The sequence below is a fragment of the Cupriavidus sp. GW821-FHT07C08 genome (genome assembly GCF_059419025.1).
Genome location: NZ_JBWKQZ010000003.1, coordinates 135,530 through 147,738 on the forward strand (window position 1 = coordinate 135,530; position 12,209 = coordinate 147,738).

A 12,209-nucleotide genomic window follows, 5' to 3' on the forward strand; every position below is an offset into this window, starting at 1 on the left:
GCTAGAGCATCAGGAAAGCCACGTCTGCGTAGCCGATATCGTCGGGCGGCACGCCCCTGCGGCGCTGGAACAAGACATGCTGCAGCACGCGGTCGCGATGGGCCGCGAAGGTTTCCGGATCCAGGTTCAAAGCCACGCGCGCGTAGTGCTCGGCCATCAGCTTGTAGACGCGATGGCGCACCTGCAACATCTCGCCCGCCGCCTGGAGCCGGCTCATTTCCCCCATATGGTCGTCGTCCAGCTGACGCATGCTGACCACCACCCGGGCATGCATGCCCCGGTAGCGATCGACCTCCGCATGGGCCTTGCGCAACTCCTCGCGCAGCGACCGCACTTCCTGCAACAGCTTCAGGTTGTGCTGCACGCCGCGTTGGATGCGCGAGGCCTCTTCCAGCGCGTAGTCCGCCGCGGCGATGGTGTCCTGCCACGGATTCGCGTCCGGCGCGGGCTCTCCGTCCCCGGGCTGCGAAGACGTCCAGGCGGCCATGCCGTCGATGCCATTGTGATGCATACCGCTCCCCTTACCCCTTGCCCGCCGCCGGCATCGTGAAATTCGTGCCGGCTTGGTCGGGCTAACTACCGCGACTGCTTTATAGGACTTTCTTGTGCCGCGGGCCGGCCATGCGCCCGCTTGTTTTTGCCTTTATAGCCACATTCAATCCCCCATCGCCGCTTTGCACAACCACCGCAAGGGAGGGACGCGGCTTTGGCGCAACATGCGGGGACGCTAAGATGCCGGCTTCGGCCCATTTCGGCCCACCCACTTGTGCGCTCCCATGAACGGATACCTGCTCCTCGCCCTTGCCATCGTCGCCGAAGTCATCGCCACCAGCAGCCTGAAGGCGTCACAGGGCTTTACGCGGCTGGTCCCCAGCGTGCTGGTCGTGACCGGCTATGTGGCGGCGTTCTACTTGCTGATGCTGGTGATGCGGACAGTGCCGGTGGGGATTGCCTATGCGATCTGGAGCGGGGCCGGCATCGTGCTGGTGTCGCTGATCGCGGTGGTGCTGTACCGGCAGGTGCCGGATCTGGCGGCTTGTGCTGGGATTGGTCTGATTATTGCCGGCGTCGCCGTCATTCAGCTGTTTTCGAAGACGAGCGCGCATTGATCGTGGGTATGCTCGGCAGTGGATGACACCCACCCACTCTTGCCGCAGTCCCATTTTGGGACTAGCATTGCCCACATGCGAATCATAGCGAAGAGGTCTTTGCTGCAATTCAGCGAGTTTCACCCCGAGGCCAGGCAACCGTTGCTTGCCTGGCATGAAGAAGCCCGCTGCGCGGCCTGGACCGCGCCTAGGGACATCAAGGCGCGCTACGCCAGTGCCAGCTTCGTTGGCAACAACCGCGTGGTCTTCAATCTCGGCGGGAACAAGTACCGGCTTATCGTCGCTGTCGCATACCGGTTGGGCGTCGTCTACGTGAAGTTCATCGGCACCCATCTCGACTATGACCGCATTGACGCCGCCACCGTGGAAACGGAGTGATCACCATGGATATCCGCCCCCTGCACACCGAAGCCGACTACCAGGAAGCGCTGGCCGCGGTCTCCGCCCTCATCGACACAGACCCTGCGCCCGACACGCCTGAGGGCGACAAGCTGGAAATCCTCTCCATGCTGGTGGAACGGTATGAAGCCGGGCACTTTCCGATGGATCTGCCAGATCCAATCGCCGCGATCCGCTTTCGCATGGAACAAGCCGGCCTCACGCCACGCGACATGCAACCGTACCTGGGTAACCTCAACCGCGTATATGAAGTGCTCAATGGCAAGCGCGCCCTGAGTCTGGCCATGATCCGGCGGCTGCACCGTGACCTGAAGATTCCTGCCAACGTCCTGATCGCCGAGCGCAGTGCGGCGTGAGCACTGGCGCAGCGGCTGGTGCGCGTGCTAGCCAAAGCGCGCATCGATCTGCGTCCTGGCCCAGTCCGAGGCATGCTGCCATGCCTCGCCTTCGCTGAAGAACTGGCCCGGAACATGATGGTGATCGAAGACTTTGAGTGGCGCTCCATCTGCCGCTTTCGCGCAGATGGTCACCTCACCTTGCCAGGGCCCGCCAACGCCAAGGGACGTTGCCGATGCTTCATACCAGTGGCCGCGGTAATACGTGAACCCTTGGAGATCCATGTCTTTCTCCACTAGTCTAGTGAGAGTTCAGGAAGGGTCAGTCGTTGGCGTCGCCTGAAGTGGCCTGGTCAATCTCCCGTTTCGCGGACGCATAGGCGTTATCGATCGCCACCGACTCCGAAGGAGCAAGCGCCCCGGTGTTGTGCCGGTGTCCGTGACCGCGGATGCCATATGACCAGTCCCACTGGCCGCTCGCGTCCTTTTTGGCCTGGATTGAAATCTCTCGGCCTTTGTATTTCAGTTCCATGGCGAGCTCTCCGGAGATTGGAGGATTGATGGGCAACGGAATGTTGTCCCGGCAGATCAGTCGCCCCGCCGCTTGTCCTCATGCCGCGTCAGGCATTTTTGCAGGAAGCGGAACAGGTTGGTGCCGCAATGCACATGGACCCGCGGCAGGCCGAAAGGGTTGTCATCGGCACGCGCCAGCCCGCGCTGCGTCAGCGTGGCGTTGTCGTAGCCGGCCTCGCGCACCATTTCCCGGTGCACCGCCTGCTGTTCGCCATAAGGGTAGCAAAACGCCGTGACCGGCATCGCCACCAAGTCCTCCAGCGCTGCCTTGGAGGTTTCAATCTGCCGGCGGGCTTCCGCCGGCGGCAATGCCGGCAGGTGCACGTGGTCGACCGTATGGGCGCCAACCTCCTGGCCGAGGCGGGCCCATTCCCGCACCTCTTCGGCGTTCATCAGCGGAGCAGGCGGCACGCCTTGGCTGGCGTCCCAGACATTGCTGCCGTCGATCTGGCCGGACACAAAGTAATTGGTGGCACTAAAGCCGAACTCCGCCAGGACGGGCAGCGCATGCCGGTGGACATTGCGGAAGCCGTCGTCAAACGTGATCCCGAACACTTTGCCGGTAGACTCGCCCCGAACATAGGGCATGAGTTCGCGCATCGACAGGCCGCGATAGCCCAGCCGGCGCATCCAGGCGATCTGCTGGCGGAACTGCGCGGGACTGACGGTCAGGCCACGAAACGGCGCGCCGTGGGGCGGCACGATATCAATCTGGTGATAGGTCAGGATCGGGATCGACATGACGGGCGAAGCGCGCGTTTACTGGCTGGGGCTCTGGGTCAGCGCGGCTGGCAGGGGTTGAGACCGCGCTCCCGGCTCGAGAACCGCGTGGTACACGGCGAGTGTGCCGGCGACGAAGGTATCCATGCCAAAGTACGCCCGACTCTTTGAAAGGGCAGCCTCGCCCATTTCGGCCAGCCGCTCGGGCGCCGACAGGATTTGCTCCAGCCGCGCCCGTAGTGCCGCGATGTTGGCGCATGGCACCACCCAGCCGTCCTGCCCGTCGGTCACGTTCTCGGGCAGGCCGCCGGCATCGGAAACCAGTGCCGGCAGGCCCATCGCCATGGCTTCGCGGCAGGCAAACGACAACGTCTCGCTCCGCGACAGCACAAAGGCGGTGTGCCCTGCCGCCAGGGTGGGGCGAACATCATCCAGCAAGCCAGTAAAAACGACCTGATCGCCGAGTCCCAGCGCCGCGACCTTCCCGGTCATGCATGGCAAGGGCGCTTCGCCAGCCAGGATCACGCGCACACCGCTACGCAAGTGGGCGGGCAATTGTGCAACGGCTTCCAGCAGGTCCGTCCAGCCCTTCTCGTAGCGGGTACCCGCGGTACTGACGAAGACCGTGCATGCCGAGCCGGCACCGAAGTATCGCGCGCGCAGCGCATCGGCCTCCGCCGGCGCCGGCGGTGCAAAATGACCCATGTCGATGCCATGGGACACGGTGGTCACCGGCACACGGCTGTACGGGGAGGTACGCAGCTTCCGGGCGACATAGTCGCTGACCGCAATCACATGGTGGGTACCAAGCCACGCGCGCAGCCAGTTGCCGACACTGTTGCTGCGGTGATCATTGTGCTTTGTATAGACGACGCGCGGCCGGCGCAAGGCAACAAGGCGCACGAGCATGACCAGCTTGTGGTCGGCAGAACCGTTGACATGGATGATATCGAAGCGCCCAAGGGTGATGAGCCGCCAGAGCGCCCACAACTCGCGCAGCCAGCGCAGGCCTCGTGGCGCGTAGTCGACCGCCGCCACCTCGACGCCTGCGCGGCCGCTGGCGAGCCGGAACAGACGGCTGGTCCGCGGCGCCGCCACCGTCACTTCATGCGACGGCGCCAAACCTGCCAGCAGGTTGATGACATACGTATCGTGCCCCCCACCGTTTCCACGGTGGAAGTTCGTGAACAGCACTCGCAATTCTTTCTCCACCGCCGGCATTCCTTTGTTGCCAGACTAGCACGCAATCATTACAGCAAATTACAGAACCACCCATGAGGGTTCGCCCGAAGCCCCCGGCGGGCGGGCCCGCTTTGGCTCACATTTTCCGCCTTCTTCTGCAAAAATTCGCTAAAACAGCGGCAGGTTAGCCATCACATTGCTTTGGGATCGGCAGCTGCCATCATCGCACAGCTATCGATCGTGCCACTGTCGTAAGATTCCGTAACGTGTTGAGAATGCTTCTCGTTGACAGCGTCTGTCAAGGCAGCGGGCGGCAGATACCGGCCGCGAAGGGGAGCGCTATCAGCTTGCGCTTCGCGCAGGTCGGCCCCAGATCTTGTACGGCGGTATGTCGCGGGAAAAAACGGAACCGCCTGGCAAAGATCGGGAGCTTGGGCTGCCGTGTTCGAGGGGTTTGGGGGAAAGCCCTGGCTGTGGTCCCGCCGACAGGAATCGAACCTGTATCTAGCGCTTAGGAGGCGCTCGTTCTATCCATTGAACTACGGCGAGGGACAGGACTGTCAGGATCGGGAGCCGCGAGCGCGGTGATCCTGGAGACGGCCCGGAGTATATCAAAATCCGCACCCGCCTGGCTCGCCGGCGGGGGTGGACCCGTCCCGGCGGCCTCGCCCGGCAAGGCGGCCGGACGATGGCAGGCGCGTCGGCCGGCCGGCATGGCGCATGGCGCGGCGCCCCGGCCGGTGGCGGCCGCGGGCGCAACTGGCGGCGGCAGTGGCGCAACTGCGGTGGCAGGCTTGTCCGCGCAGGTTGCAACGCAGTTCCCAGTCGATCAGTCCGGACATGGCAGTCTCCTTGATTCGGTGATGGCCGCGCGCTTCAGGCGAGGCTCAGGCCCAGGTTCAGGCCGCCCAGTTGGGCTTGCAGCAGCGCGCCCAGCAGCAGCCAGCCGATATGCAGCGCGGCGCGCGGGCGGCGCATGCATGTTTCCACTTGCTCGCTGCGGCTTTCGCCGGACAGGCACCAGGAGCAGAAATGCTCACAGTTGTTGGTCAGCAAGTGGTAGGCGTTTTCGCCCACGCGGGAACGGGCGCGTTCGACGGCCTGGCGGCCGGCGAAGCGGGCGCAGGGTTCCGGCCTGACGGCGATGCCGAAACCGGCGGCGAACGATTCGAGGGTAGTTTCTTCAACCGGCGCGGCTTGCAGGGAGCGGGCGAAGCCGGCGTAGTGGATGACGCGGCCGGCGCCGGCATAGATCCCATGATGGGCGTAGCCGTGGCGTTCGGTGACCAGGTGGGCGCCGAGCGGCAGCGGGTCGGCGAAACGATCGTCGCCGCCGGTAGCGCGTTCTTGTTGTTCCTGGATGTTCATGGCTGGCCTCGGTCTGTCTGGTTGCTGCAGGCAATGCTGCTTCATGCCAGACCAACTGCATCAACCATGCCAAAACCAGGAAGCCACGGCAGGGCAACGGTTTGGCGGGAATCCGAGGGTTTTGGAGGGGATGGACTGTCGGATGACAGCCAACTGCATGGCGGCCGATCTGTTGGCTGGCAGCCACCATTCGCCGCGCGCGGCGAGGCCTGCCGCACCCATGCTGTGGCACGCGCCTTGCTCAATACCGGTACCGCCATGGCCGGTGTGCGCGGCGCCGGCGGGCAGCCGCTCGGGACAGTGATCAACTTTTACGAGATCAACTACAGCTTCTATGCTGATCAGATGAACAAGCAGTTCCAGAACATCGATATCCGCAACTACGCGCCAAACGCGCATATCAATGTCCAGGGCGACCAGGGCGCGAGGAACGACGGCCGGCTGATCTGATGCTGATCTGAAGGCCAGCGCCCCGCCGTGGCAGCGTCCCGGCTAGTCCGGGGCTTCACGCGGACCGGAGACAAGATTGGGTTTCGACTCGCACTTCCAGTGGACCTCGGCCGCATGCACGGACGTCGGGCGCGTGCGCGAACGCAACGAGGACGCTTGCCTGGATCTGCCCAGCCAGGGCCTGTGGGCGGTGGCCGACGGCATGGGCGGCCATGCCGTGGGGGACTTCGCCAGCCAGGCAGTGGTCCAGGCGCTGGCCACGTTGCCGCCGCACCCCCGGCTGGAAGACCGGGTCGACGCCACGCGCGCGGCGCTGCAGGGCGTGAACCTGGCTCTGGTCGATGAAGCGGCGCGCTTGGGCGTGCGCTGCATCGGCAGCACGGTGGTGGTGCTGCTGGCGGGCGATCGCCGATGCGCCTGCGTGTGGGCCGGCGACAGCCGCCTGTACCGGCTGCGTGGCGGCCAGTTCGCCCGCCTCACGCGCGACCATAACCAGGTCGAGCGCCTGCTGGCGCGCGGGCTGATCACCCCGGAAGAAGCGCGCCACCATCCCGCGCAGAACACCATCACACGCGCCGTCGGCGCGGCCCCGACGCTGGCGCCGGAGCAGCTGCTGACCGAGGTGGCCGATAGCGACATCTACCTGCTGTGCAGCGATGGCCTGAGCAACGAGGTCGACGATGACGACATCGCGGCGGTGCTGGCACAGCAGGATGTTGCGCAGGCCGCGCCGACGCTGGTGCAGATGGCGCTTGATGCCGGCGGCCGCGACAACGTGTCGGTGGTGGTGCTGCGTGCGGCGGACCCCTACGGCTCAGACAAGACGCTGGTCAATCCCGAGCTGGACGCCTGAAGGCACGACCGCCGGCAGCCTCGGCCCCCTGCGCCTTGCTACCCCTTGCCGCCTTCGGCCTGCCGGCTGGCGCGGAAGTCCTTCGAGTGGATGCCGTGCTTCTTCAGCAGCATCTGCAAGTGCGAGCGGTTCATGTCGAAGCGCCGCGCCAGTTCGGCGACGGTGCCGCCGACTTCCTGCAAGCCCCGCTCGAGGAAGGCCCGCTCGGCCTCGTCGCTGGCGGCGCGCTTGGCCTCGCTCAGCGACGTCGCCATGGTGATGTCCGCGGCTGCCGTGCCCGCGCCGACCACCGCCAGCGCGGCGGGTCTCGGCCTGATATCCTGCGGCAGATGGGCCAGGTCGGCGGTATCGCCGGCCAGGCAGCTCAGCCGGTACAGCAGGTTGCGCAGCTCGCGGATATTGCCCGGGTAGTCGTAGTGCAGCAGGAAGTCGCGCAGCCGCGGCGTCAGCTTGAGCGGGCGCCGCTTGAGCATGCCGGCGGCCTCGTCACTGAAGTACGACACCAGCAGCGGGATCTCGTCGCGCCGCTCGCGCAGCGGCGGCAGGCTGACGTGGATCACGCTCAGGCGGTAGAACAGGTCCTCGCGGAAGGTGCCAGCCTGGCTCATGCGGCGCAGGTCCTTGTTGGTCGCCGCGACGATGCGCGTATCGACCGAGATCGCCTCGTCCGAGCCCACGCGCTGGATTTCATGCGCTTCCAGCACGCGCAGCAGCTTGACCTGCCCGGTCAGCGGCAGTTCGCCGATCTCGTCCAGGAAGATGGTGCCGGTATGCGCGCTCTCGAACTTGCCGCGGCGGTCGTTGCTGGCGCCGGTGAAAGCGCCCTTCTTGTGGCCGAACAGCTCGGATTCGAGCAGGCTGTCGGGGATGGCGCCGCAATTGACCGAGATAAACGGCTTGTCGGTGCGTGAGCCGTTGGCATGGATCACCTTGGCCATCAGCTCCTTGCCGGTGCCGCTCTCGCCATCGATCAGCACCGGCAGGTCGGTCGGCGCCGCCTTCTCGGCGATCTCCAGCGCCTCCAGCAACTTGGGGTTGTCGCCGAAGGTGCCTTCGAAAATAAAGCTGCGCTCCATCAATGCCTGACGGCGCTCGCGCGGCATGCGCTCGACTTCTTCCTGCGGCGGGGCGGCCTCGGCCGACGCCGCCTGCACGAAGCGCTCCTTGTGCGACAGCCCCATCACCTCGTCGCGCAGCGTGGTGGCCTGCTTGAGCAGCTTCTCGATCTCCGGCCGGTCAAGCCGCGACGACCAGCGCAGTGTCGAGCGCAGGATCTCGATCTTCTCGATCAGGCCGGCGAACGACACCGGCGAGGTGGCCGAGGCGGGGGTGGCACCCTGGTTGTATAGCTTCATGCTGCGCTCAGTTGCTTCTGCACCAGTTGGAAATACATGCCCTTGCGCTCGATCAGCTCCTCATGCCGGCCCTGCTCGACGATGGCGCCCTCATACAGCACCAGGATCTTGTCGGCCTGCATGATGGTGCTGAGGCGGTGCGCGATGATGACCGCGGTGCGCCCGCGCAGGATCTCCTGCATATTGGCCAGGATGTTGCTCTCTGACTGCGTGTCGAGCGCCGAGGTGGCCTCGTCGAACACCAGCAGACGCGGGTCGTGGTACAGCGCGCGGGCAATGCACAGGCGCTGGATCTGCCCGCCGGAAAGCCCGATGCCGCGCTCGCCCACCACCTGCTCGTAGCCCAGCGGCAGCTTGCTGATAAAGGCATGGGCGTCGGCCATGCGCGCCACCTCCTCGATGCGGCGCCGGTCGGGGCTGTCGTCGCCGCAGGCGATGTTCTCGGCGATGGTGCCCGAGAACAGCAGGTTGGACTGCATCACGTAGCCCACCTGCGCGCGGTAGAAGGCCGCGTCGATCACGTTCAGGTCGTAGCCGTCCACCGACATCGAGCCCTCGGTGGGCTTGTAGAAGCCCACCAGCAACTTGGCCAGCGTGGTCTTGCCGGAGCCGCTGCGCCCGACGATGGCCACCATCTCGCCCGGCCGGATGGCAAAGCTGATGTTCTCCAGCACGTAGGGCGTGTCTTCGCCGCCGTAGCGGAAGTACAGGTCCTTCATCACGATCTCGCCCTGCAGGTCGGGCAGCATCACGCGCGACAGTACGTCCTGCGGCTTCTGCTCGGGCTCCAGGTCGAGCACGTCGCCCAGGCGCTCCATCGCCACGGCGGCATCGTTGAGCTGGCCCCATAACGCCACCAGCCCCATCAGCGGCGCCAGCACGCTGCCCATGAAGGCGTTGAAGGCAATCAGCTGGCCGATGGTGAGCTCACGCTCCAGCACCAGCGTCGCGCCCACCCACAGCACCGCGATGGTGGTGGCGGCGTTGAGCAGCTGGCTCACCAGCCCCACCAGGATATGGAAGGCCTGTGCCCGGTATTGGGCGTCCAGCGCCTTGGCGTACTTGCGCTCCCAGCGCAGCCGCACCGGGCGCTCGATGCCCATGCCCTTGACGGTCTCGGCGCCGCCCAGCGTCTCCATCAGGTAGGCCTTGGCATCGGTCGACGCCGAAAAAACCTCGCGCGCATAGGTCTTGACCTTCGGCGTCACCACCACCGTCAGCGCCGCGATCGGAATCACGAAGGCGATCAGCAGCAGCGTGAGCTTGACGTTGTAGAGGAACATGATGGTGAAGTAGATAAACACCATGAGCATGTTCAGCGCCGTGGTCACCGTCGATTCGGTCAGGAAGGCGCGGATAGTCTGGTTCTCCTGGAAGCGCGCGAAGATGTCGCCGGTCTTGCGCTTGGCAAAAAACGACAGCGGCAGCGCCAGCGTGTGCTTGAAGAAGTGCGACATCATGGCGAAGTCCATGTTGCGCACCATGAAGTTGGCGAGATACGCGCGAATGGTCGCCATCAGCTGCGAGAACACGCTGGAGATGATCAGCCCCACGATCAGCAGGTGCAGCAGCCCAACGTTCTGGTGCACCACCACGCCGTCCAGGATGTTCTGGATGATCAGCGGCGGCACTACCCCGAGCATCTGGATCACGAACGTGGCCAGGAACAGGTGCGCCAGGATCTTCCGGTACGGTGCCAGGTAGCCGATAAAGCGCAGCCACGGCGAGCGCGACACCGACAGTTGCGTCATGCTCTCGCCCGGCCTGAACAGCAGGCAGGTGCCGCTCCAGCCGCGCTCGAACTCCTCGGCGCTCATCTTGCGGAAGCCGATGGCCGGGTCGGCCACCCACACCCAGCGCGACGAGATCCCGTACACCACCACGTAGTGGTAACCCTCCCAGTGCACGATAAAGGGCAGCTCGAAGCCCATCAGCGAATCCCGCGTGCACTGCACCCCGCGCGTGGTGAAGCCGAGCGATTCGCCGGCGCGTGCCAGGCTGTCCAGCGTGGCGCCCTGGGTGGTCACGTTGGCCAGCTCGCGCAGCTTGCCCAGCGTCATCGGGATGCCGTAGTGCCGGCAGATCATCGCGAGGCAGGCGGCGCCGCAATCCATCTCCTCGGCCTGCTCCACCAGCGCGAAGCGGCGGATCAGCTTTTCGCCCAACTCCGGTTTGGAATGCAGGTCGAGCAGCACCGGGCGCTTGCGCCGTTCGGCCAGCTTCTTCTGCCGATGCAGCTCGCGGTCCAGCACGCGGATGCGCTCTTCCAGCACCTCGCGCAGGCGCGGGTTCCGCTCCAGGATCAGCTGCACCGTCTTCTCGGGAATCACCAGCAGGCGCACGTCGGTCTCGGCGATGGCCGAGGCCAGCTGCTCCTGCCGCATCACGCAGGCGCGCTCGCCGAAGATATCGCCCTGTCCCAGCGTGGCCAGCGGGAACTCGCTGCCCTCCTCGCTACGCACGATGCGCACCGTGCCCTGGCGCACCACATAGAGGCGGCGGTCCTCGCGCCCGTCCTGCTTCAGGATCTCCTTGCCAGCCGCCACGCGCTTGACGCCGACGCTGCGCACGGCGTCTTCCAGCTCCTGCTTGTCGAGCTTGCCGCGCAGGTCGAAGAGCCGCGCGACAAAGCCGCCGGCCGAACTGATCGCGACATAGCTGGTGATAAACGCAAGCGCGGCCGGGTTGCCCGCCACCACGGGCTCGCCCACGCTGCGCGGGATCATCAGCAGCTCGGTCTTGCCCGAGGCGCGCACTGACGACTCATGCCGGTAGTCGCGCAGCAGCGCAATATCGGCAAAGACCTCGCCGGCCTTGCGCACGCCCATGCTGATTTCCTTGCCGTGCTCCTCGTTGAACACGCGCACCGAGCCGGACTTGACGACAAACAAGCCCGGCGCCGCTTCGCCGGCATTGCAGACGGTGTCGCCAAAACCGAAGGTCAGCACCTGCGCGGCTTCCGCCAGGCGTGCCAGCTCCTGCGGCGTCAGCACTGACAGGATCTCGACAGAGGCGAGAAAGGCGGCCAGCGCCGATCCTGCCTCCGGCTGGTCCGGGGCAGCCGCGGCGGCGCGATCACCGGCCTGGCCGGACTCGCTAGCGGGCTTCGATGACATGTTCCTGCGCCCTGGCCATCAGCCAGTCTTCGCGCAGCAGGCGGCGCACTTCCACCGCCACCTCGCTGTCCAGCGTGGCCGGGTGCTTGCTGCGCACCAGGAAGACCTCGAAGAAGGAACGGTCCGCCGCCGGGAACGGCCCCAGCAGGTCGCCCGGCTCGGCGTTGAAGACCTTGGCCTCGATATCGGTCTTGAGCGAGCCGCGCAGCACCTTGCCGATCTCGCCACCGCGCTCGCGCGTGTCGGCAATGGAATGCTCGCGCGCCATCTCGGCGAAGGCCTCCGGATCATCCTGCAGGTACGAGATCAGCTCCTTGGCCTTGCCCTCGCTGTCGACCACGATATGGCTGACCTCGATGCTGTCGAAGCGCGGCGAGTTGAGCGCAAAGTACGCCTGCACCGCGGCCTCGCTGCAGACCTGCTCCATCATCCGCTCCTGGTAGAGGCTGTCGGTGACAAAGGCCTCGAACTCATCCAGGCTGATGTTCAGCGCATCCAGGTAGTGGTTCATGTCGGCAGCGCGATGCAGGCCCTGCACGCGGCGGAACTGGTCCGCGCGTTCCTGGATCTCCTCGGGCGTGACCACCATGCCTTGCCGCTTCGCCGCGTGCACCGTCAGTTTGTCGCGCACGATCTGCTCGATCAGCCCTTCGAACTGCCCGGTCAGCTTGAGCAGCCGCACGAACTCCTCGACGCCGAGCACCTCGTCGTCGATACGCACAATGCCAGTCATTTTCTCGGCTCCTTTG

The 12,209-nt window shown here is 65.5% G+C and carries 14 protein-coding genes and 1 tRNA gene; 5 read left to right on the plus strand and 10 right to left on the minus strand.

Annotation, left to right across the window (positions count from 1 at the left end; all coding sequences use genetic code 11):
• Window position 1: 1 nt before the first annotated feature.
• Complete coding sequence (locus AC07UK_RS05830) at window positions 2-511, minus strand: hypothetical protein (protein WP_494685936.1); 510 nt, start codon at window positions 509-511, stop codon at window positions 2-4.
• Window positions 512-776: 265 nt separating this feature from the next.
• Between AC07UK_RS05830 and AC07UK_RS05835 the strand changes: the two genes are divergently transcribed.
• From AC07UK_RS05835 to AC07UK_RS05845, 3 genes are all read left to right on the plus strand, one after another.
• Complete coding sequence (locus AC07UK_RS05835) at window positions 777-1,109, plus strand: DMT family transporter (RefSeq protein WP_010813574.1); 333 nt, start codon at window positions 777-779, stop codon at window positions 1,107-1,109.
• A gap of 75 nt (window positions 1,110-1,184) precedes the next feature.
• Entirely contained in the window at window positions 1,185-1,487 is a 303-nt protein-coding gene (locus tag AC07UK_RS05840) for a type II toxin-antitoxin system HigB family toxin (RefSeq protein WP_494685937.1), read from the plus strand.
• 5 nt (window positions 1,488-1,492) lie between these two features.
• On the plus strand, window positions 1,493-1,864 hold the full coding sequence (locus AC07UK_RS05845) for a helix-turn-helix domain-containing protein (protein WP_494685938.1): 372 nt from the start codon (window positions 1,493-1,495) through the stop codon (window positions 1,862-1,864).
• A 27-nt stretch (window positions 1,865-1,891) separates the two neighbouring features.
• Here AC07UK_RS05845 and AC07UK_RS05850 read toward each other — a convergent pair whose 3' ends face one another.
• The 6 genes from AC07UK_RS05850 to AC07UK_RS05875 all read right to left on the minus strand — a co-directional run bounded on the left by AC07UK_RS05850 (window position 1,892) and on the right by AC07UK_RS05875 (window position 5,686).
• Entirely contained in the window at window positions 1,892-2,128 is a 237-nt protein-coding gene (locus AC07UK_RS05850; protein ID WP_494685939.1) for a hypothetical protein, read from the minus strand.
• A 37-nt stretch (window positions 2,129-2,165) separates the two neighbouring features.
• Entirely contained in the window at window positions 2,166-2,375 is a 210-nt protein-coding gene (locus tag AC07UK_RS05855; protein ID WP_018313432.1) for a hypothetical protein, read from the minus strand.
• 56 nt (window positions 2,376-2,431) lie between these two features.
• Window positions 2,432-3,157: a polysaccharide deacetylase family protein gene (locus tag AC07UK_RS05860; RefSeq protein ID WP_013957474.1), complete on the minus strand. Its 726-nt coding sequence runs from the start codon at window positions 3,155-3,157 to the stop codon at window positions 2,432-2,434.
• A gap of 18 nt (window positions 3,158-3,175) precedes the next feature.
• Window positions 3,176-4,357, minus strand: a complete 1,182-nt coding sequence (locus tag AC07UK_RS05865; RefSeq protein WP_494685940.1) for a glycosyltransferase family 4 protein — start codon at window positions 4,355-4,357, stop codon at window positions 3,176-3,178.
• 435 nt (window positions 4,358-4,792) lie between these two features.
• Window positions 4,793-4,867, minus strand: a tRNA-Arg gene (locus AC07UK_RS05870).
• A gap of 327 nt (window positions 4,868-5,194) precedes the next feature.
• Complete coding sequence (locus tag AC07UK_RS05875) at window positions 5,195-5,686, minus strand: lecithin retinol acyltransferase family protein (RefSeq protein WP_494685941.1); 492 nt, start codon at window positions 5,684-5,686, stop codon at window positions 5,195-5,197.
• Window positions 5,687-5,719: 33 nt separating this feature from the next.
• Between AC07UK_RS05875 and AC07UK_RS05880 the strand changes: the two genes are divergently transcribed.
• A complete protein-coding gene (locus tag AC07UK_RS05880) occupies window positions 5,720-6,136 on the plus strand; it encodes a hypothetical protein (RefSeq protein WP_494685942.1) in 417 nt (138 codons plus the stop codon).
• A gap of 76 nt (window positions 6,137-6,212) precedes the next feature.
• Window positions 6,213-6,989 (plus strand): PP2C family protein-serine/threonine phosphatase, encoded by a 777-nt coding sequence (locus AC07UK_RS05885; protein ID WP_494685943.1) that lies wholly within the window; start codon window positions 6,213-6,215, stop codon window positions 6,987-6,989.
• A 38-nt stretch (window positions 6,990-7,027) separates the two neighbouring features.
• Here the strand turns inward: AC07UK_RS05885 and AC07UK_RS05890 are convergent, their stop codons facing one another.
• The 3 genes from AC07UK_RS05890 to AC07UK_RS05900 are packed head-to-tail and all read right to left on the minus strand — an operon-like array spanning window position 7,028 to window position 12,193.
• Window positions 7,028-8,344: a sigma-54 interaction domain-containing protein gene (locus tag AC07UK_RS05890; protein ID WP_436222284.1), complete on the minus strand. Its 1,317-nt coding sequence runs from the start codon at window positions 8,342-8,344 to the stop codon at window positions 7,028-7,030.
• A complete protein-coding gene (locus AC07UK_RS05895) occupies window positions 8,341-11,460 on the minus strand; it encodes a peptidase domain-containing ABC transporter (RefSeq protein WP_494685944.1) in 3,120 nt (1,039 codons plus the stop codon). The genes AC07UK_RS05890 and AC07UK_RS05895 overlap by 4 nt, the downstream gene beginning before the upstream one ends.
• On the minus strand, window positions 11,441-12,193 hold the full coding sequence (locus AC07UK_RS05900; RefSeq protein ID WP_013957492.1) for a peptidylprolyl isomerase: 753 nt from the start codon (window positions 12,191-12,193) through the stop codon (window positions 11,441-11,443). Before AC07UK_RS05900 ends, AC07UK_RS05895 begins: the two co-directional genes overlap by 20 nt.
• Window positions 12,194-12,209 lie beyond the last annotated feature (16 nt).

Bases quoted from the DNA above. Each gene is read 5' to 3' on its own strand.
- AC07UK_RS05830 (WP_494685936.1), bottom strand. From the start codon at position 511: ATGCATCACAATGGCATCGACGGCATGGCCGCCTGGACGTCTTCGCAG.
- AC07UK_RS05835 (WP_010813574.1), top strand. From the start codon at position 777: ATGAACGGATACCTGCTCCTCGCCCTTGCCATCGTCGCCGAAGTCATC.
- AC07UK_RS05840 (WP_494685937.1), top strand. From the start codon at position 1,185: ATGCGAATCATAGCGAAGAGGTCTTTGCTGCAATTCAGCGAGTTTCAC.
- AC07UK_RS05845 (WP_494685938.1), top strand. From the start codon at position 1,493: ATGGATATCCGCCCCCTGCACACCGAAGCCGACTACCAGGAAGCGCTG.
- AC07UK_RS05850 (WP_494685939.1), bottom strand. From the start codon at position 2,128: ATGGATCTCCAAGGGTTCACGTATTACCGCGGCCACTGGTATGAAGCA.
- AC07UK_RS05855 (WP_018313432.1), bottom strand. From the start codon at position 2,375: ATGGAACTGAAATACAAAGGCCGAGAGATTTCAATCCAGGCCAAAAAG.
- AC07UK_RS05860 (WP_013957474.1), bottom strand. From the start codon at position 3,157: ATGTCGATCCCGATCCTGACCTATCACCAGATTGATATCGTGCCGCCC.
- AC07UK_RS05865 (WP_494685940.1), bottom strand. From the start codon at position 4,357: ATGCCGGCGGTGGAGAAAGAATTGCGAGTGCTGTTCACGAACTTCCAC.
- AC07UK_RS05875 (WP_494685941.1), bottom strand. From the start codon at position 5,686: ATGAACATCCAGGAACAACAAGAACGCGCTACCGGCGGCGACGATCGT.
- AC07UK_RS05880 (WP_494685942.1), top strand. From the start codon at position 5,720: ATGCTGCTTCATGCCAGACCAACTGCATCAACCATGCCAAAACCAGGA.
- AC07UK_RS05890 (WP_436222284.1), bottom strand. From the start codon at position 8,344: ATGAAGCTATACAACCAGGGTGCCACCCCCGCCTCGGCCACCTCGCCG.
- AC07UK_RS05895 (WP_494685944.1), bottom strand. From the start codon at position 11,460: ATGTCATCGAAGCCCGCTAGCGAGTCCGGCCAGGCCGGTGATCGCGCC.
- AC07UK_RS05900 (WP_013957492.1), bottom strand. From the start codon at position 12,193: ATGACTGGCATTGTGCGTATCGACGACGAGGTGCTCGGCGTCGAGGAG.